The sequence below is a fragment of the Schaalia odontolytica genome (assembly GCF_031191545.1).
GTDB lineage: Bacteria > Actinomycetota > Actinomycetes > Actinomycetales > Actinomycetaceae > Pauljensenia > Pauljensenia odontolytica.
This window is the reverse complement of the sequence record NZ_CP133472.1, coordinates 1,067,256-1,086,303: the sequence shown is the minus strand read 5'-3', so window position 1 is coordinate 1,086,303 and position 19,048 is coordinate 1,067,256. Positions and strand designations below refer to the sequence as shown.

Sequence of the window (19,048 nt, the reverse complement as noted above, 5' to 3'; positions counted from 1 at the left end):
TGTCTCCGCGTCCATCGGGGGATAGGCGTGAGCTTGCTGCGTAACGCGAGGGGTACCCGGCACGGCACTCGCAGATGTGGGCGTGGCCTGGGAGACTAGGTACATGAGCTTAACCGCGCGCGACGCCCGCCGCCTCACCCCCGTCGAGGTGGCGACCGCCGGCGCTCTCTCTGGCCTGGCCGTCACTTTCGGCCTCATCGCCGCTGTCACCCCGGTCTTTCAGCTCTTCTTCCAGGTAGCCACAGCAGTTCCCCTCGCGATGGTCTCCCTCAAGCTGCGACCACGAGCCGCGGTCGCAGCCTTCGCCTCGACGATCCTCCTCGCCATCGCCGTCGGCGGGGTCGCCACCGCCGGACGTGCGTTCCAGGCCGCGCTCGTCGGCCTCATCATCGGCTTCCTCCACAAGAAACGCGCCTCATGGCTCCCCGTCTCCGGGGTCGCCGCCGGCCTCGGCCTCGTCTGGGGTGTCGGCACCGGCATTGCCTTCTGGATCCTGTCCGACCTGCGCACCCTCGGCCTCGAAAGCATCCAAAAGACCCTCGACGGCTTCCTCAAACTGATCGGGAACATCCCCCACTCCGGCGGATTCGTCGACGCGGGGCATCAGCTTGGCCAATGGTTCGTCGACTGGTGGTGGATCTGGATCCCCATCACCCGCCTCATCGGCGTCGCCTTCCTGGTCCTTGCCGCCAGGTGGCTCCTCGGAGCCATCCTCAGCCGCATCTCCCTCGACGAGGGCTGGGACCCGCTCCTGGATGCGACCGCCCGTGTTGATGAAGAACCCGCCGCCGAGGCCTCGTCCCCCCTGCCCCTGACCCTCACCGACGTCAGCTTCACCTACCCCGGCGCCGACCACCCCGCGCTGCGCGGCGTCACCTTGAGCTTCGAGCGCCCCGAGTACACCGTCGTCGTCGGGCACAACGGGTCCGGTAAATCCACCCTCGCCCTCCTCCTCGCGGGCACCCAACCCGGCTCCGGGACACGCTCCGGCGGCGGAATGCTCGGCGAGGTTGGCGGCACCGCGCTCGTGGGGCAGCGCTCCGAACTCCTCGTTCTCGGACAGAGTGTCGCCGAAGATATCACCTGGGGCATGAGCGCCGAGCAAAGCGCCGGCCTTGACCTCGACGATCTGCTCGAGCGCGTCGGCCTGACCGGCCTCGCCGACGCCGATCCCCGCTCTCTCTCGGGCGGACAGCTCCAACGCCTCGCGCTCGCGGGAGCCCTCGCGCGCTCCCCGCGCCTGCTCATCTCGGACGAATCCACCGCCATGATCGACAGGGTGGGCCGGGTCGACATGCTCGATCTCCTCGCCTCCCTGCCCGCGCTTGGCATCGCCGTCGTCCACATCACCCACGACCCCGCCGAAAGCGCGCGCGCCGACCGCGTCATCGCGATTCGTAGCGGGCGCATCGTCTCCGACCGTCGCGTGGGGGAGGACGCGCCCCCCGTCGACGAGGCCCGGGAACCTCTCACGTCCCCCGAACCCCGTGCGTCGGCCGAGGCTACGTCTTCCCCGGCGGGCACGCCCGCCCTCATCAACGCCTCCCACCTGTGGGCGGACCGCGTCGCCCACACCTACGACCTCGGCACCCCCTGGGAGAAGCCGGTCCTGCGCGATGTCAGCCTCATCCTCGACCCCGGCCAGGCCATGCTCATCACCGGGGATAACGGATCGGGAAAAACGACTCTCTCGCGCGTCCTCACCGGCCTGCTGGTCCCCACCTGGGGGCGGGTCACCCTCGGCGGACGTCCCATGCAACGCTGCGTCGGCGACGTCGCCCTCTCCATGCAATTCGCGCGTCTGCAGCTCCAACGCCCGTCGGTGCGCTCCGACATCCTTGCCGCTGCGGGACACGGCCCGCGCATCGGGACCGGCTCCACGCATCGCAAGGGCACGATCAGCCGCGAGGAAGGTGACCGTATCGTCGCAGAGGCCATGGAACTGGTCGGCCTCGACCCCGCCCTCGCCTCGCGAGGCATCGACGACCTCTCAGGTGGACAGATGCGCCGCGTTGCCCTCGCAGGGCTGTTCGCCTCCCACCCGAGTGTCCTCATTCTCGACGAGCCCATGGCTGGCCTCGACGCGGCGTCGCGCGACCTGCTTATCTCCGTCCTTGACGAGCGGCGCCGCGCCGGTCTGTCCATCCTCGTCATCTCCCACGACCTCGAGGGCATGGACTCCCTGTGCGACACCCGAGGCCACCTCGCCCAGGGGGTGCTCTCGTGATCGAACCATACTCTGCCTGTGGGGCGACCGGCCCCGGCGGCGGTGCCAGTGAGGGTCGCTTCTCGAGGACCCCTCCCGCCCTTGGCGAAGGGGCCCCGCGCCCCAAGCCGCGGCGAAGCGCGGGCTTCACCCTGCCTCGACCCCTGCCCTGGGCGACGCCGCTGACGCGCGCCTGGCCAGGCACGCTCATCGCCTGCTGGACGGTGCTCACCACGTGCGTGATCCTCTCGCCGCGCTGGTCGACGCTCGGCATCGTCAGCGGTCTCCTTCTGGTGCCGTCGCTGATCATTCGCCTCCCCCTCAGTGTCGCGCCGCGTCCGCCTATGTGGATGGTTTCCGGATTCGTTGGAGGCTGTATCGGTGCGTGGGTGGGGGACGGGCTTGAGCTCTTCCTGCGCGTCTCCACCCTGGCGCTCGTCGTCCTGTGGGGGTCGGGGCTCGTCGCGTGGGTGACGCCGACCGCCGCGCTCGCGTCCGCGCTGCGCTTCTTCCTGACGCCCCTGCGGCTCCTGGGTGCGCCGGTCGATCAGTGGTCGCTCGTCATGGCCTCGGCCCTGCGGGGCCTGCCGATGCTGCGCGACCAGGCGCAGGCCGTGCTCGATACAGCCAAAGTGCGCCTCGGCCAGGACGTTGCCACGCTGTCCTTGGGCGGGTACGCGCGCCTGTGCGTCGACGTTATCACCGCGATCCTGTCCGCCACTTCGCGCGGCGCGGCCGAAACTGGGCGTGCGATGTCCATGCGTGGTTCCATCGAGGCGCGCAATGGTGCCGATCGTGGTGCTCGTGTGCGGCTTGGATGGGTTGATGTCTGCGTGATTGCTGCGACCCTGTTGGGGGTTTCCGGTGTTATTGCGTGCAGGTTGATGCTGTAAGTCGTCAATGCCGGTGTCTGTTCGATGGGAGTGGCCTCTGCCTTCCTCGAAAGACCCTGTGCCCTGGGTCACACGACCCTGATTTGACGCGGGTGGTGTGATGCCCCTATTCTTTCTGGGTACGCGCGAGTGGCGGAATAGGCAGACGCGCACGGTTCAGGTCCGTGTTCCAGTGATGGAGTGGGGGTTCAACTCCCCCCTCGCGCACGATGAAATCGCAGATCCTTCGGGGTCTGCGATTTTTGTTTTCCCTGGCTGTTGAGGCTTATAGGTCAGGTTGTGTTGGTTTTTGGGCTGTCTTTCGTTGCTACAAAGCCAAAAGGTGGGGGTTGGACTCGTTGTGACTTGAGTTCTTGGTTGGCCAGGTCGTGTTGGGTATATCCCGGTTTTTGATTGATATTCCGCGGTAAGGTCGGGGTTTGAATCGGCTTGGATTGGGGGATAGGAAATCCTCGATGCACAATCTGTGGTGGCACGACGCAAAAATGGGGCTCAACTCGAGCAGGTAGGCCAAGGTTCCGCTGTCTTGGGTGTAGGGCAAGACAGTCTCGGCGTAACGATACCCGTGCCCGGCATTTCAGTGCGTTTTTAGACTTCGTCACCGGCAAATACACCCTGGCCGATCACGGGCCCAAGGGACGCACCATACGACGGCGTAACGAACCATTTTGGCATCTATGGCCAGTTTCTCCATTGGTTGAGGAGGTTAACCATGTGGTCTTTGTTGACGGAATCTACCTGTCCCACAAGCTGGTGGTTCCTATTGCCTGCACCAAGACCCATGTGCTTGGCTGGTACGTGGCCAAGGGTGAGACCACCCGCGCCTGGCAAGCACTGATGTCTAGGATCGTGCCCCCAGATGTTGTCGTGTGCGATGGTGGGCAAGGCATCGCCAGCGCTGTGAAGACCACCTGGCCTACCACCCGGATCCAACGCTGTGTCTTTCACGCCTATAGCGCGGTCAAGCGTAAGACCACCACCCGGCCACGCACTCAGGCAGGTGTTGATCTCTACAGTCTTGCTCAGGCCTTGCTCGAGGTCACTACCTTTGACCAGGCAGTGGCATGGATGAGCAAACTCGCCACCTGGAACACCACCTACAAGGAGTTCCTAGCCCAGCGCACCCGGCTACCAGACGGACGTTGGGTTGCCACCCATGCCCGGCTGATCCAGGCCAAGAACTCCCTCAACACGCTGGTCAAACAAGGCACGCTGTTTACCTACCTCGATCCTGCCCTTGACCGTGAAGGTGACCCCATTGCCAGGACGTCGAACCTGATCGAGGGCGGGATTAATACCCAACTACGCTGCGTGCTCGTGGCATGAGTCTTAATCACCAGGTCAAGACCGTGTTGTGGTGGTGCTACCTGCACACCGAGTTCCCTGCCACCCAGCACACATCCTTAAAACTACGATCACCGACCAACAGATCATTGACCAATTCGACAAGGCCAGCCACCGCGCCCAAGCACAAGCCGAGATCGACAGGTGGGGAACCGCAGTTAACTGGACCGACTTCCACCACAGCGGAACCTGGCACGAAACCTACTAAACCGAAACCAACACGTTTTGACCTATAAGCCTTGCTTGTGGTCCCACGGGTGTTCCGGGCGCCGCGTGGGGCCGGGCTGCTTTGTGTGCCCGTGGGCGGCGGCCCGCCCGCTCGCCGTCCGCGCTGCGAGCCTTCGGCTCGGCGCGTCGCCTCGAAGCCCGGCCAGGCCCCGCCACCGCCCACAGGCACCGCAGCCTGGCCCGCCGCTTCCTGGGGGCGTCATGGGGGTCTCGCGTGTTGAGTTTTTGGGGTGCTCGGGTGCGTGTTGTTACAAACGTCGTCAATCCAAGGTGTTTTTCGTGTGGCTTTCTGCCTCGTTGTTACGAACGTCGTCAATCCGAGGGCTTTTTCGCTGAAAATGGCGTTTTTACGCTTGCTGGGCGAACTTTTTCGCGGAAATGCTGCTGAAGGGGCCGTGCGGGGCGAGTTTTTTCGCGCCAATCGGCCCTGCGCCCAGGTCTTGTAGGCGACGTGGCGCACGAGGCTGGCTGCGGTGGGGGTTTTGCAGCATTAGAAGCTGGTTGGCGGCGTGTTGCCGGCGTGTCGTACCTCTAATGATGCCATTTCCCCCGTTTGGTGGCGGCTCGGCCGAGCCATCACCAGGCGGGTTAACATGCGCGTAAACGGGCAAGGCGGCCACATGCCGGGTTCGAGCCGCCACCCATCGGGTTAACGTGCGCGTGAAAGGTCCTTCATGTCGGCTCGGTGCCCACTATTGGACACTGGCAGCCTGCCTATCTCGCATCACATACCCCATATAGTTGAAGATTCAACCGCGACCCCATAGGCTGGCGTCATGACGTACTTCAGGATTCCTGAGCTTCGGTCACTACACGAACGGCCCCCGCCACGGCATCACCGCGGCCCAGTCCCTCCACCAGGCAATCGATCTGTCCGTCGCCGCCGACGAGCTCGGTGTCAACGGCGCCTTCTTCCGCGTCCATCACTTCGCCCCGCAGGCGGCCGCGCCCATGCCGCTTCTCTCCGCCATCGCCTCGCGCACGAAGGCTATCGAGGTTGGAACCGGCGTTATCGACATGCGCTAGCGCATGTCTGAGTTATGGCGTTGGACGGAATACCTATTGCTTGCAGGCACGCGCAGCCCGCAGTCCGTTGGCGATGACGACGACTTCGGCGACCTCGTGCACGAGGACGACCGCTGCCAGGCCGAGCACGCCGGTGATCGCCAGTGGCAGCAGCACAGTGATGATCGCCAAGGACAGCACGATGTTCTGGTTGATGATCCTGCCGCCGCGGCGGGCGTGGCGCAGAGCCTGCGGGATGAGGCCTAGGTCGTGGCCGGTGAAGGCGACGTCGGCGGACTCGATCGCGGCGTCGGAGCCGGTCGTGCCCATCGCGATGCCCACGGTCGCCCCGGCCAGGGCGGGCGCGTCGTTGATGCCGTCGCCGATCATCGCGGTCGGCGACGTCTCCGAGAACCCGGCGACGATGCGAGCCTTATCCTCGGGACGCAGCTCGGCGTGCACGTCGCCGATCCCGGCCAGCTTCGCCAGCGCAGCAGCGGTGCGGGAGTTGTCGCCGGTGAGCATGCTCACCTTGACACCCTGGTCGCGCAGGGTCCGCACGACCTCGGGGACCTCGGGGCGCAGCTCGTCGCGGACGCCGATCGCCCCGGCCAGGAAGCCGTTGACGGTGACGAGCACGCAGGTCTGCCCCTCGGCCTCCAGGTCCTCGACCCGGGCCTTGAGCGGACCGGCGTCGATCCAGCGCGGACTGCCCACCGCCACCCTGCGGCCGTCGACCAGGCCACCGATGCCGTGCCCGGCCTCCTCGGCCACGTCCTGCGCGGCGGAGGTTCCCCGGCCCGCGGCGGCGATGGCGGCGGCGAGTGGGTGCGTCGAGTGCTGCTCCACGGCGGCAGCCCAAGCAAGCACCTGCGCATCGTCGAACCCATGGGCGGCGACGATGGCGGTTACCTCGGGCCGGTTGCGGGTCAGAGTGCCGGTCTTGTCCACGGCCAGGTGCCGGATGCCGCCGAGGCGCTCGAAGGCGGCCCCGCTCTTGATGACGACGCCGAACTTGGTCGCCGCGCCGATCGCGGAGACCACGGTGACGGGCACCGCGATCGCCAGCGCGCAGGGGCTGGCCGCGACGAGGACGACCAGGGCGCGGGTGATCCAGGTCTCCGGGTCGCCGAGCAGGGACCCGAGCACGCCGACGAGGACGGCGAGGACCATCACGCCAGGCACCAGCGGGCGGGCGATCCGGTCAGCGATCCGGGCTCGGTCGCCCTTCTCGGCCTGGGCCTGCTCTACCAGTTCCACGATCGTGGTCAGCGAGTTGTCGGTGCCCGCGGCGGTCGCCTCGACCTCCAGCACGCCGGCGCTGTTGATCGCGCCCGCCGACACCGCTTCTCCGGGCGCGACCTCGACCGGGATCGATTCACCGGTGATCGCCGAAGTGTCCAGGCTCGACCGGCCCGAGCGGACCAGCCCATCGGTCGCGACCCGCTCGCCAGGGCGGACCAGTAGCACGTCGCCGACGGCGATCTCCCTGGCCGGGACCGAGGCGGAGGTCCCGTCGCGCAGCACGGTGGCGGTCTCCGGCACGAGCTTCAGCAGCGCGCGCAGCCCGCCGCGGGCGCGGTCCATCGCCTTGTCCTCCAGGGCCTCGGCGATCGAGTAGAGGAACGCCAGCGCGGCCGCCTCCTCGACGTAGCCGAGGATCACCGCGCCCACGGCGCTGATCGTCATCAGCAGCGCGATCCCGAGCTTGCGCTTCACAACGAGATTCCGGATCGCACCGGGCACGAACGTGTACGCGCCCAGCAGCAGGCCCGCCCAGAACGCGACCAGCGCCGCGATGTGCAGCCCCGACCACTCCAGCGCCAGGCCGGTGCCGAACGCGACGCCGGAGAGGATCGGCACGACCAGGCCGGGATCACGCCACCACGGGCGCTCTGCCTCCTCTGCCTCGTCCGCGGGGCTGGTCGTCGGCTCGTCGCAGCCGCAGGCGGCGCTCACGAGGCGTCCCCCGAACTGCTCGCGGCGCAGCAGCTCGGAACCGAGCAGGCCGGGTCGATGCACGGCGCGCTCTCGTCCACGGCGAGGGTCACATCGACCAGTGCCGTCAGCGCCGCGGCCAGGTGCGGGTCGGCGATCTCGTAGCGAGTCTGGCGGCCCTCGGGCTCGGCGACCACGATCCCGCAGTCGCGCAGGCAGGTCAGGTGGTTGGACACGTTCGAGCGGGTCAGCCCCAGCTCGCGCGAGAGCACCGCGGGGTGGCTCGGGCTGTCGAGCAGGGACATCAGGATGCGGGAGCGCGTCGGGTCGGCCATGGCCCGGCCGAGCCGGTTCATGACGTCAAGACGCGAAGCAATGGTCAGCATGCACTGAACTATACAGCAGCCGCTGACCTAATGTCCAGTTGTCGCGGCTGCCGCACGCACTGCGCGCGCTTGCCCTCGTGAGGCGTGATCACCTCTTGCGCCAGCGGGGCCAGTTCGGCATCCCGCGGCCCTTCCAGGTCTCCACGAGACCCGCAACCCAGCGGACGGCCCCGGCGAGGCCAGCGCCGACCACGAGCCACCGGCCGATGCCGAGCCACACGCTCCCGTCCACGTCCAGCGCTCACTGAACACCCGTGATGAGCCCGGCGATACCCATCCAGAGACCGGCGACGACCACGGCCACCGGCAGGAGAACGAGGCGTATCGCGGCGGCGGCGGACCAGAGCTGTCGTGCCTCCAGCTTCGCCGTCGCGGCGATGATCCGCTCCGCCCGCGCGTTCGAGGCGTCGAGGCTCGCGGTCATCGTGGCCGAAGCCTCCCCGGCGACCTGCTCGACAGCCTTCTCGACCCGTTCCTCGGTGCGCTTCTCGATCCGCTGGACCGCGCCGCCGACCTGGCTCACGAGCTTCTGGTTCGCTGTGACCTGCGCCTTCAGACCCTCAATCGCCGAGGCTGTAGCCGTGCGATTCTTCTGCGCCTCCGCGACCAAGCTCCGCGACGCGGCGTTCAAGCTCTCGCTGTTAAGACTCTGCGCGAACTTGCCGAGCGTGCTCGCGATCTCGTTCTGCCTGCTCTCGATACTCGCGATCCTCGCGGACACGTCGCTGGAGGGCGAGGAGGTCGACGCCGGGGCCGTGATCCGCTCCAGCCGCCTCGTCGTCTCCTCGTCCATGACCTTCACGAGCCCCGCGAGCTTCTTCTGCTGTTCGGTCAGCGTGGCGATCCTCGTGTTCTGCGCCTCGACGGCGGCGAGGATCGAGGTCAACAGCTCCATCGTCTCCGGACTGCCGAGCTGCTGCTGCGACTGCTCGGGCTCGTTCTGCTGCTTCAGCCTGTCGAGCGCGGATGCGCGGGGAACGTCGATAACGACAGACATCCGAAGTCCTCAGACATGAGTATCTTCCGGTTCCCCGCCACGGTACTTGGGCTGCTTGACCGGCTACTCATCCGGGAGCAGAACCCCGCGCTTCTAAGTCGCGGCCTCGGTGGGATCTTCTTGTCTGCAACCATTCTCCCACGAGTCGTCTCACCATTGCAATGACGAGTCGGCTCATGAGTCAGTCGCGACGCTGCTCTATCCGAATCAGGTCGGGGTCGAATTTCACGTGACCGGGCGTGATGGGCTCGATGGTCACCGTCACCAGCTCGTCCACGAGCATCCGGCGGCGGTCCACGTCCAACACCTTCCACTTTGCCTCGACCACCTCGCGGCGCTCCGCGGTGCCGACCGGCTCCTCGACGTCCGCGAGCAGCTTCGCCGCCGCTGACACCGAACGGTCGAGCAGCTCCGCGTCGATCTCGTCGATGCGGGCCTTCACGTCGTTGATCGCTGCCGTTATCTCCAGGACCGGATGATGGATGTCGCGCAGCAGCGGGCTCAGCTCCCTCACCCGATCGACCAGGGCGTTCCGCTCCGTCAGCAGCTCCTCGCGATCCGGCCCATCGTCCTCCTGTGGCATCATGAGGTCGTGCACGTCCATCGAGGACAGATGCGTGAGCACCGCCTCGGTGACCATCGCATCGACGGGCTCGCGCTGGTGGGTGAGATGGAACTGCTCGCCGCAGCGGTACGTCGGCTGCTTGTGGCTGTTCGTCCCCGAGACGAGCGTCGCGCCGCACTTCCCGCACAGCCCGATCGTGGACAGGAGATACTTCGGCTGGTTCCCCTGCCTCGCCGACCTCCGCACGTTGTAATCCAGCTTCGCCACCGCGGCCCGCCACGTCTGCTCGCCGACGATGGGCGGGAACGCCTCGCCCTGAACCGGGTACAGCTCGCCCGACGCGTAGTGCTTGATGTAGCCACAGTAAAGCGGGTTCGCGAGCAGGTAGCGCACAGCATCGACGGAGAACTCCGACCCACGTGCGGTGAAGTGACCGGCGCTGTTCAGGTCCGTGTTCCAGTGATGGAGTGGGGGTTCAACTCTCCCCTCGCGCACGATGAAATCGCAGATCCTTCGGGGTCTGCGATTTGTTTTTGGGTGCGTGGTGAGGGCGCGTGCGGTCAGACAACATGCTTCCCGAAGGGGTAGCGGTGGTGTGCCTTGGCTGGCACGGCTAGTGTTCCGGAGGTAAGCGCTGCACCCTTTGCGGGGCGCTGCACCCGATCAGAAGGGGTGTCATGCATACCGATCGGGTGTGGCGCCCGTGTGAACAAGGGAGATCACGGGCCTGTGTGCCGGTTGACCCGCGCAAAGTGAGGGGACGGTGCCCAGGCGCTCCGCTCCTATCTCGCGCCCACGCTCAATATAGTTGAATATTCAATCGACGTGGCGTAGGCTGACGTCATGAAATACTTTGGATTCCTGAGCTTCGGTCACTACACGAACGGCCCCCGCCACGGCATCACCGCGGCCCAGTCCCTCCACCAGGCAATCGATCTGTCCGTCGCCGCCGACGAGCTCGGTGTCAACGGCGCCTTCTTCCGCGTCCATCACTTCGCCCCGCAGGCGGCCGCGCCCATGCCGCTTCTCTCCGCCATCGCCTCGCGCACGAAGGCTATCGAGGTTGGAACCGGCGTTATCGACATGCGCTACGAGAACCCCCTGTACCTCGCCGAAGAGGCCGCGGCCCTTGACCTCATCGCTGATGGGCGCACCGCCCTCGGCGTCTCGCGCGGCTCACCGGAGATAGCGAACAGAGGATGGGAGTCCTTTGGCTACCATTCCAAGGATCCACGCGGCGCGGACCTGGCACGGACCCACTATGAGCGCTTCCTCGACGCTGTGTCGGGCACACCCATGGCCCAAGCTGCGCCCCTGGGCGAGCAGTACCCCACGCAGATGACCCCCGGAACACCCCTGCCGGTTCTCCCGCACTCTCCAGGCCTGCGCAATCGAATCTGGTACGGCGCGGGATCCAACGCCTCGGCCATTCAGGCGGCGCGCGACGGCATCAACCTCATGAGCTCCACCCTGGTCTTCGAGCACGGGGACAAGCCCTTCGGCGACATCCAGGCCGAGCAGCTGCGCGCCTATCGACAGGCGTGGGCCGAGGCGGGCCACGCCTGGACGCCGCGCGTGTCCGTGTCCCGTTCGATCTTCCCGCTCCTGTCCGAGCGCGACCGAGGCCTCTACGGCCTGAGCGCGTCGGGAGACCAGGTTGGCCACCTCGACTCCGGCATCGCGACCTTCGGGCGCACGTATGCGGCAGACCCCTCGACGCTCATCAAGCAGTTGAGCCAGGACCGCGCCCTCGCGGAGGCCGACACCCTCCTCCTGACGATCCCCAACCAGCTCGGATTCGAGGAAAACTGGTCGATCATCCGCAACTTCGCGGAGTACGTCGCGCCCGCGCTCGGGTGGGAGCCGGCGAGTCCGGGTGTCCTTCCGAGCGGATACGACCTCGACGAGGTCGTGACCCACTAGGAGAGCGTGCGCCCTCCAGTGGGATCGCGCGGGGGCGCGACATTGTCCGTGCGCGCGATGTCACCGTCAACGTGGGTAGTCGTCCACGCGGGTTGCGCCATTGTCGCTGCGGCGCGCGCGGCGGGGGTGCGCGTGCGGGCGATGTGCGAACCGACTGGCGGGGAGTGTCAAGCCGGGGTGGGAGTATTGGGAGGTCCCATCCCGGTTTCACTTTCTGTGTGTGCTGGCATACACTGGTCGGACACTATCCATGCAAGACGATGAGGTCTTCTCATAATGGCTCGACGCTCCAAGGGTGCGGTGTCAATCAATCCGCGCTCCGCTCAGAATATGTCCACGCGGCCGGCTGCAATCGCGAAGAAAAAGCAGACGATTAGCCCGGTCAAGGTATTCGGTGCTGTGGGCGCGCTCGCGTGCATCGTGACCTTCCTATTCGTGCAGCTCCCCGGCCTGGACGTGGCCGGAACGCGCATGTTCGGCATCTTCCTGGCCGCGATTCTGCTGTGGGTGACGGAGGCGGTGCCCCTGGCCGGCACCGCGGTCCTTGTGATCTTCCTGGAGGTCCTGTTCATTTCGGACCATGCGCTGCTGAGTGTGGGCGAGGGCGCTCCGGCCTACACGAAGTTCTTCGGTGCCCTGGCTAACCCAGTCATCGTCCTGTTCCTGGGCGGCTTCATGGTTGCGGACGGTGCCGCAAAGTACAAGCTGGACCGTGCCCTCTCGGCCGTCCTCCTCAAGCCCTTCATGGGCAAGCCGCGCCTGACTGTCATGGGCGTCATGCTTATCACTGCGATCATGAGTATGTTCATGTCGAACACGGCGACGACGGCGACGATGTTCGCCGTCATGATGCCCGTCATCTTGGCCCTTCCCGAGGGGAAGGCGCGCACCGGCATCGCCCTGTCCATTCCCGTGGCCGCGAACGTCGGCGGCATGGGCACGCCGGTCGGCACGCCCCCGAACGCGATCGCCCTGGGTGCCCTGGAGAACGCTGGAGTCAAGGTGACCTTCCTGCAGTGGATGCTCGCCGCCGTGCCCCTCATGCTGGTGCTCCTGGCCCTGTCCTGGGCGTTCATCGCCTGGCGTTACATCCCCACGGATGCCGCGTTCGACATCGACACGTCGGCGCGCTTCGAGAAGTCGCGCAGTGCGATCATCTTCTACTCGGTCGCGGGAGCGACGATCCTGCTGTGGATGACCGAGTCGCTCCACCACATTTCCGCCAACGTCGTCGGCTTCCTGCCGGTGGTGGTCCTACTGATGACGAAGGTGATGAGCGGTGACGACCTGCGCGCCTTGGACTGGCCGGTGCTGTGGCTGGTCGCCGGCGGTATCGCGCTGGGTTCGGGTGTGGCCGCCACCGGCCTCGACAAGTGGATGCTCGGCTCGATCCAATGGGCGTCGATCCCTGGCATCCTCCTGATCTTCGTGCTGGCTCTCGTGGGCTGGGTGACCTCGAATGTCATCTCGCACTCGGCGTCCGCGAACCTCCTCATCCCGATGGGCATGGGCTTGGCGACAACGGTGTCGACGAGCGCCGCGGAGATCGCCATCGTCATCGCCCTGGGCTGCTCGCTCGGCATGTGCCTGCCGATCTCGACTCCGCCGAACGCGATCGCTTACTCGACGGGCACCACGCCGACCAGAGAGATGGCGATCGTCGGCATCGTGGTCGGTATCATCGGCATCATCCTCCTGGCGTTCGTTGCGCCGCTCACCTGGGGATTCATCGGGGTGATGTGACGTGTTCGGGGACGAGGCAGTGGTCGGATCAGGGGATGCGCGCCCCCGGCCGGGGCTCGCCCACGGGTGGACGCGGGGGCCCGCGACGGAGGACGCTTCGGTGTTGGCCCGTACGGATGTGCGCGCTGCCGGGCACCGCACCGGACACCCGATTCACATGCTGGTTGTGGGCGATAATTCGCGCGCGATCGCCGCTCCCGTCACGAGGGACCTGGCGCACGCATTCCCGGGCCTGTGCCTCGACCGTATTGATGGGAGAGAGGACCTGACCGTCTACGAGGCGGGCCTGAGGCCGGGCGATCACGTGCTCATGGGCCTGGTGACCTCGGAGGTCGATGACATCGACGCGCTCATTGATCGGGCGCGGACCTTCCCGGCGCTGCAGCGCATGCAGTGGGTCGTGGTCACGGACAAGTCCGAGCATCGCGACCTGTCCCGGTGCATGCAGTCGGGAGCGCTCGCCTCGGTCCTGAAGTCACCGTGGACGGTTCCCTTGCTGTCGGGCCAGGCGTACTCGACGATGGTGCGCTACCTGCGGGGGTGCGGATACTCGGGTAGTCAGATTCGCTCGCTCATTGCCGACCCCCCGCCGTTTGCCGTGCAGGGCCCGCTCCTGGAGGGATTGGACCGCGATGAGCGCGAGGTCGTCATGGAGCTGCTTGCTGGCGTGGAGCGGGTGCTCGGCCAGCGCCCGCGCCTGATCGTCCCGGAGGGCACGCAGTTGGTGACGCAGGGCGAGCCGGTGGGGGCCGTCTACCTGGTGCTCGACGGGCAGGTCTCCCTGCACAGGGATTCCCCGCAGGGCGAGGTCTTGGCGCATTTGGCCTCGTCGGGCCCGCTCATCGGCCTGGTGTCTCTGGCCCGCGCGGAGGACGCGTTCTTTACGGGCGAGACGGCGACCGAGGCGACGCTCGTGCGCCTGACGACCGAGCAGCTCCAGATCGTCATCTCCGAGGACCCGTCGATCGGCGGGACGCTGACGGCGCTCGCGATCCGCTCGCTGACGCGTCGCCTCATGCGCGCCGAGGACCTCCACCTGGAAAATGCGATGCTCGCCGAGGACCTCGAGGCGCAGAAGCAAGCCCTGGCCGCCACGCTTGAGGACCTGCGCGCCACCCGCGCAGAGCTGGTCGAACGCGCGCGCTTCGCCATGCTCGGCGAGCTCAGCGCCGGCATCGCCCACGAGCTCAACAACCCGGTGACGGCCCTCGTGCGCGCCGCCAAGCACCTGCACGAGGACGTCGACGCGGCGCTCGCGGCCCCGGCCCCGGCCTCGTCGAGGGAAGCGATGGCCCGGGCGCTGACCGCACCCCCGCGCTCCACCTCGGTTGAGCGCGCCCTCATGAAGGAGCTCCTGCCCGTCGTTGGTGACCGCACGCTCGCCCGGCGCCTCGTGCGAGCGGGGATTCAGGGGGCCGACGGGGCGCGTGCGCTCGCGCAGATCCCGGGCGGTATCGACGCGTACGAGGCCGGGGCGCGCCTGGGCGGGTCCCTGCGCTCGGTGCTCGCCGCGGGTGACCGCGTCATCGAGCTGACCCAGTCCCTCAAGGGATATGCGCGCCCGGACGCTGAGGACCTCAAGCCCGTAGATGTGCGTGAAGGCATCGACGATGTTCTGCGGCTCACCGCTCACAGGGTCCGCGGCATCCGCATCGACTGTGACTACGAGGATGTGCCGGCCGTGCGCGCGCACCCCGCGAAGCTGCAGCAGGTGTGGACAAACCTCATCGTCAACGCCGCCGAGGCCATCGAAGATGAGACAGCCGACCTGGATGCGGCCGCCGAGGTGTCGGGCGGCGTGCCCGAGCTGCCAGCCCGTGGCGAGGCTGAGGCCCTCATCCGGATCACCGTGCGCCCCACGCCCGAAGGCGTGAGCGTCAACATCCAGGACAACGGTCCGGGCATCGACCCGGGAATCGTCGACAAGATCATGGAGCCGCACTTCACCACCAAGGCGGGGCGCGTCCGATTCGGGCTGGGCATGGGCATGTCCATCGTCCGATCCATTATCGCCGATCACGGGGGCACCCTCACGATCGACTCTCACCCGGGATCCACGATCATGCGGATCTCGTTGCCCGCCCAACCACACGAGGAGGAATCATGACCCTGACAATCCTGTCCCTTGAGGACGAAGCGGACGTGCGCGACGCGCTCGAGCGCGATCTTGAACAGTTCTGGGACAAGATCCGGCTCGAAGTCGCCGAGGACGTTGACGACGCCTGGACCGTCATTGACGAGATCGTCGAGGACGGGGACGAGTTAGCGCTGGTCCTGTCCGACCATCGCCTGCCCGGAAAGTCGGGCGTTGACTTCCTCGTGGAGCTCATGAAGGACGAGCGTTTCGGCGCGACCCGCACGGTGCTGGTCACCGGCCAGGCGGACCAGTCCGATACGATCCGCGCCGTGAACCAGGCGGGTCTGGATTACTACATCGGCAAGCCGTGGAACCCCGAGGAGCTACGAACCGTCGTGCGTGACCAGCTCACCGAGTACGTCCTGGAGTCCGGCGTGAACCCCCTGCCCTACGTGAGCGTGCTTGACGGCGTGCGCGTCATGGAGGCGATCCGCTAAACCCCATAGCAAGGGCTGCCGCACAGCCACAAACGGCTGTGCGGCAGCCCTTGCGATTCGTGTCAGCCCTGCGCCGGCTGGCCCGGGTCGTTGCACATCGTGATGCCCTCGAATCCGGCTGCCCCCAAAACCTGGAAGATCTCGTCGAGGAGGACCATCGGCTCGGCCGTGCCCGCGGCGAACTCCGGGTGGCGGATCTCGATGGCCGCCATGCCGCGCGGGTCCGTGACCGGCTCGGTATCGAATCTCTCCGACAGCAGCGCGTTGGCCTCCTCCAGGTCGGTGGGGGAGCCAAACGCCCAGGTGACGGCCTTGTTGCCCGCGCCCGTGGGCGTGCGCTGAATGTACATGCGTGTCATGAGGATGTGGCGGCCCTGTCGTGGGAAGACGTCACCCACGCGGGTGAATAGCGCGATGTCTGCGAGCTCCCCGCCCAGCGACGAATCGACGAGGGCGTAGGCGTAGGCACCGATGCCGCGCAGGGTCAGAGCGTCGGCGAGAAGCCCCATGACCTCGTCCCCGAAGGGCTCGGGCTGGAAGTACACGCCCTCGCCGATCTCGGGCGCGTCCGGGCCGAGCAGCGAAATCTCGAAGCCCGCGTCGGCCAGTGCGTCCCGCACGAGCGCAACGTTGTGCTCGGGGAAGGGGTGCAGCGCGGCCGCGTTCGCGGCGATGCGCTCGATAAACACGTAGGTGGAAAAACCAAGCTCAGCCATGCGCTCATTGTACGGGCGTGCGCCCAACACCACATGCGCCGAGGCCGCGGCACCCTCCCAGGTTCGGCCAACCCGAGGGGGCCACGGCCTCGTGAATGAGGGGGTGTCAGTGCAGGCAGAGGCCCTGCTCGTTGAGGACCTGCAGGATGGGGGAGACGTGCGCGCCGCCCACCCCGATCCCATTCGCGACCAGGTGAGTGAAGGACTCCAAGCGCGCGCCGGCGCGCAGGTCGTAATACTCGGTGACCTCACGGTCGTAGTCGGCCAGCGCCCGAGTGTAGGACTCGACGCGGGGGTACGTGTTCTTTGCGGTGATGACCGATAGGGGCAGGCGGGGCTTCTGGCCCGGATCCTGGTCCGAGTGGCCGACGAGCAAGCCCACAATCGGGAAGGTCAGCTCCGGCAACTCGAGCGCGTCGACGACGCCGCGCGGATCCGCCAGGATCGAGCCGAGGTAGACGGTGCCCAACCCCATCGACTCGGCGGCCACGACCACGTTTTGGGCGGCCAGCAGAGCGTCCTCGGCCCCCGTCAGGAAGAGGTTCGTCGAGGACAGGGCCTCCGAGGACACGCCCTGCTCGGCGCGGATGCGGCTGTTGCGGTACAGGTCCGCGACGAAGATAAACAGGTCACCCTTCGTCCCGCCCACGTAAGGCTGGCCGGAGGCGTCCGCGATCCTGGCCCGCACCTGCGGGTCGGTGATGTGCAGGATCGTGCACGCCTGCAGGAAGGAGGAGGTGGCCGTATGGCGGGCCACGTCCATGAGAGTGTCGACCTCGGCCTCGGTGAGGGGCTGGTCCTTGTAGGCGCGGATCGTACGGTGGGCGAGCTGGCTCGCAATCGTCTCGTTCGTCATGCGTTCATTCTACGATTGGGAGCGTGAAACAAATTGAGCCCTTTGGACCTTTCGCGTTGGACTCCCGCGTGACTGCCGTTGCCGTCCCCTCGCCGGCCGGCGAGCTAAGCGGCCTGCTGACCGGCCCGAGCGCCGCCGACCTCGTCGACGGCTCCCCCTCGGTCTCGCCGGCCTCCGCGCCGGGAGGTGCCGGGATGAATCGCGCCCTCCTCGTCCCCGGATACACCGGTTCCAAGGAGGACTACTCGACCGTCCTGCCCTTCCTCGGGGAATCGGGCTGGGATGTCCTGGCATATTCGCAACGAGGCCAGGGCGGGTCCGCCGCACCGAGTGGCCTGGGCGCGTACGGGATGAGCGACTTCGTCGGCGACCTCATCGCCGTCGCCGAGGCCTGGGCTGGTTCGACGGGGCGCGTGCACCTCGTGGGCCACTCCTTCGGCGGAATCGTCGCGCGCGCTGCCGTCGTCGCCCGCCCCGACCTCTTCGCCTCCGTGACCCTCTTCTGCTCGGGCCGAGCCGTCTACGACTGGATGGACACCCTGCCGATCCTCGACCCCCTGCCCGCGGGCCCCGGCGCGCGCGAGCGGATCCTACGCTCCTACTTCCCCGACATGAACTTTGACGAACCCGGCGTCGGGTGGGCGGAGTTCCAGCGTATTCGTGCCCTGGACACGGCATCGGAGAACTTGGTCGGCATCGCCCGTATCCTCTCCCAGCTACGCCCCGACACCCCGGCGCTCGCAGCAACGGGCGTGCCCGTCCACGTGCTGTACGGGGATCAGGACGAGATCTGGCCGCCGTCGTGTTACGCCGAGGAGGCCGCCGACCTGGGTGCGCGCCAGAGCGTCATTCGCGGAGGCACGCACAGCCCGCAGCTGCAGTTCCCGCAGCAGTGGGCCGAGTTTGCCAGCTCTTACTGGGCGGACGTGGAATCGGGGGCGCTGGTCTGGTCCATGTGACGCGAGATGCTGTGACATCGTCCCAAAACGGGCCTTGTGATGCATATCTGTGAGGATGGATGCTTAGTATTGTGTTTATGAACAAGCGTTCCATCCTCACCGCAGTGCTGGCGCTCGGACTGGGCATCACCGCCCTGACCGGCTGCGCCACCGATTCCGATTCCGCTCACTCCTACGTGACCCCGAAGGACGTCAAGACGGTCGAGCGTCCCATCACTCAGATCGACGACAGCGGCATCAAGGTCCCCGAGAAGCGCGACCTGAAGATCAAGCTGGCCGAATCCGACAAGGCTGCCAAGTGGACGATCGAGGTCTCTGACCCGACCGCCCTCGAGGTCGGCAAGTCCGAGAAGAACATCGTCACCCTGCACCCGCTGCGTGCGCTGGGCGAGGAAGACGACCCGATCACCGTGACCCTGACCGATCCGGATGGCATCAGCACCGAGATTTCCGTGGTCGTCACGCCGGGTGCCAACTGATTCCATACTGACAACACTTCGGGCCCAGGATCTGCGGATCCTGGGCCCTGTGCGTTGTTCAGGCTGCCCCGGTGGGGGGAATGGCAGCATTAGAGCTACGACACGCCGGCGACACGCAGCCACAGCGGCCCTAATGCTGCAAAACCCCCACACTGCCCCAGCGTCGGGCACCACAGCACCCGACAGTGAGGCTCAGGCATCAAGGGAAAGCGGCAGAACGACGACAAGGGGGGTGG

At 66.8% G+C, this 19,048-nt stretch carries 14 protein-coding genes, 1 tRNA gene and 2 pseudogenes; 11 read left to right on the top strand and 6 right to left on the bottom strand.

The genetic code is table 11. The features are described from left to right. Positions 1-103: 103 nt before the first annotated feature. The 5 genes and pseudogenes from RDV55_RS04635 to RDV55_RS04615 form a co-directional block, all read left to right on the top strand. Positions 104-2,227, top strand: coding sequence for an ABC transporter ATP-binding protein (locus tag RDV55_RS04635; RefSeq protein WP_111823229.1), 2,124 nt, complete (start codon positions 104-106; stop codon positions 2,225-2,227). Then, positions 2,224-3,099 carry an energy-coupling factor transporter transmembrane component T gene (locus RDV55_RS04630; protein WP_174703799.1) on the top strand — a complete coding sequence of 292 codons (876 nt, stop codon included), beginning with the start codon at positions 2,224-2,226 and terminating at the stop codon, positions 3,097-3,099. The genes RDV55_RS04635 and RDV55_RS04630 overlap by 4 nt, the downstream gene beginning before the upstream one ends. 123 nt (positions 3,100-3,222) lie before the next feature. Then, positions 3,223-3,306 (top strand) — tRNA-Leu (locus RDV55_RS04625). Between the two features lie 234 nt (positions 3,307-3,540). Further along, a pseudogene (locus RDV55_RS04620) lies at positions 3,541-4,651 on the top strand (IS1249 family transposase). Positions 4,652-5,466: 815 nt separating this feature from the next. Beyond that, a pseudogene (locus RDV55_RS04615) lies at positions 5,467-5,694 on the top strand (LLM class flavin-dependent oxidoreductase); the annotation flags it as partial. Positions 5,695-5,730: 36 nt separating this feature from the next. Here RDV55_RS04615 and RDV55_RS04610 read toward each other — a convergent pair. From RDV55_RS04610 to RDV55_RS04595, 4 genes are all read right to left on the bottom strand, one after another. Next, positions 5,731-7,635 (bottom strand): heavy metal translocating P-type ATPase, encoded by a 1,905-nt coding sequence (locus tag RDV55_RS04610; protein WP_111823509.1) that lies wholly within the window; start codon positions 7,633-7,635, stop codon positions 5,731-5,733. Further along, the gene (gene cmtR, locus RDV55_RS04605; RefSeq protein WP_003791506.1) at positions 7,632-8,000 is read right to left on the bottom strand and encodes a Cd(II)/Pb(II)-sensing metalloregulatory transcriptional regulator CmtR; all 369 of its coding nucleotides are present in this window, start codon (positions 7,998-8,000) and stop codon (positions 7,632-7,634) included. Before cmtR ends, RDV55_RS04610 begins: the two co-directional genes overlap by 4 nt. Before the next feature lie 241 nt (positions 8,001-8,241). Then, on the bottom strand, positions 8,242-8,997 hold the full coding sequence (locus tag RDV55_RS10580) for a hypothetical protein (RefSeq protein WP_174703798.1): 756 nt from the start codon (positions 8,995-8,997) through the stop codon (positions 8,242-8,244). 181 nt (positions 8,998-9,178) lie between these two features. After that, the gene (locus tag RDV55_RS04595) at positions 9,179-10,057 is read right to left on the bottom strand and encodes a recombinase family protein (protein WP_111823228.1); all 879 of its coding nucleotides are present in this window, start codon (positions 10,055-10,057) and stop codon (positions 9,179-9,181) included. A 348-nt stretch (positions 10,058-10,405) separates the two neighbouring features. On the opposite strand from RDV55_RS04595, the gene RDV55_RS04590 reads away from it, so the two are divergent. From RDV55_RS04590 to RDV55_RS04575, 4 genes are all read left to right on the top strand, one after another. Continuing rightward, the gene (locus tag RDV55_RS04590) at positions 10,406-11,485 is read left to right on the top strand and encodes an LLM class flavin-dependent oxidoreductase (protein WP_111823227.1); all 1,080 of its coding nucleotides are present in this window, start codon (positions 10,406-10,408) and stop codon (positions 11,483-11,485) included. 276 nt (positions 11,486-11,761) lie between these two features. Continuing rightward, positions 11,762-13,228 carry an SLC13 family permease gene (locus RDV55_RS04585; protein ID WP_174703797.1) on the top strand — a complete coding sequence of 489 codons (1,467 nt, stop codon included), beginning with the start codon at positions 11,762-11,764 and terminating at the stop codon, positions 13,226-13,228. Between the two features lie 100 nt (positions 13,229-13,328). Next, complete coding sequence (locus RDV55_RS04580; protein ID WP_373462908.1) at positions 13,329-15,335, top strand: sensor histidine kinase; 2,007 nt, start codon at positions 13,329-13,331, stop codon at positions 15,333-15,335. Then, complete coding sequence (locus tag RDV55_RS04575) at positions 15,332-15,802, top strand: response regulator (protein ID WP_111823225.1); 471 nt, start codon at positions 15,332-15,334, stop codon at positions 15,800-15,802. The genes RDV55_RS04580 and RDV55_RS04575 overlap by 4 nt, the downstream gene beginning before the upstream one ends. A 62-nt stretch (positions 15,803-15,864) precedes the next feature. On the opposite strand, the gene RDV55_RS04570 is transcribed toward RDV55_RS04575, so the two are convergent. Together RDV55_RS04570 and RDV55_RS04565 are read right to left on the bottom strand one after the other, a co-directional pair. Then, positions 15,865-16,518, bottom strand: coding sequence for a hypothetical protein (locus tag RDV55_RS04570; protein WP_111823224.1), 654 nt, complete (start codon positions 16,516-16,518; stop codon positions 15,865-15,867). A 106-nt stretch (positions 16,519-16,624) separates the two neighbouring features. Further along, the gene (locus RDV55_RS04565; RefSeq protein WP_111823223.1) at positions 16,625-17,374 is read right to left on the bottom strand and encodes an NADPH-dependent oxidoreductase; all 750 of its coding nucleotides are present in this window, start codon (positions 17,372-17,374) and stop codon (positions 16,625-16,627) included. 23 nt (positions 17,375-17,397) lie between these two features. Here RDV55_RS04565 and RDV55_RS04560 point away from each other — a divergent pair, with 23 nt between their 5' ends. Both RDV55_RS04560 and RDV55_RS04555 read left to right on the top strand, forming a co-directional pair. Next, entirely contained in the window at positions 17,398-18,333 is a 936-nt protein-coding gene (locus RDV55_RS04560; protein ID WP_111823222.1) for an alpha/beta fold hydrolase, read from the top strand. Between the two features lie 59 nt (positions 18,334-18,392). Then, positions 18,393-18,812 carry a hypothetical protein gene (locus RDV55_RS04555; protein WP_111823221.1) on the top strand — a complete coding sequence of 140 codons (420 nt, stop codon included), beginning with the start codon at positions 18,393-18,395 and terminating at the stop codon, positions 18,810-18,812. The last annotated feature ends 236 nt before the right edge of the window (positions 18,813-19,048 follow it).

Coding starts and splice junctions, on each gene's coding strand:
- RDV55_RS04555 (WP_111823221.1), top strand. CDS start 18,393: ATGCTTAGTATTGTGTTTATGAACAAGCGTTCCATCCTCACCGCAGTG.
- RDV55_RS10580 (WP_174703798.1), bottom strand. CDS start 8,997: ATGTCTGTCGTTATCGACGTTCCCCGCGCATCCGCGCTCGACAGGCTG.
- RDV55_RS04565 (WP_111823223.1), bottom strand. CDS start 17,374: ATGACGAACGAGACGATTGCGAGCCAGCTCGCCCACCGTACGATCCGC.
- RDV55_RS04570 (WP_111823224.1), bottom strand. CDS start 16,518: ATGGCTGAGCTTGGTTTTTCCACCTACGTGTTTATCGAGCGCATCGCC.
- RDV55_RS04590 (WP_111823227.1), top strand. CDS start 10,406: ATGAAATACTTTGGATTCCTGAGCTTCGGTCACTACACGAACGGCCCC.
- cmtR (WP_003791506.1), bottom strand. CDS start 8,000: ATGCTGACCATTGCTTCGCGTCTTGACGTCATGAACCGGCTCGGCCGG.
- RDV55_RS04575 (WP_111823225.1), top strand. CDS start 15,332: ATGACCCTGACAATCCTGTCCCTTGAGGACGAAGCGGACGTGCGCGAC.
- RDV55_RS04635 (WP_111823229.1), top strand. CDS start 104: ATGAGCTTAACCGCGCGCGACGCCCGCCGCCTCACCCCCGTCGAGGTG.
- RDV55_RS04585 (WP_174703797.1), top strand. CDS start 11,762: ATGGCTCGACGCTCCAAGGGTGCGGTGTCAATCAATCCGCGCTCCGCT.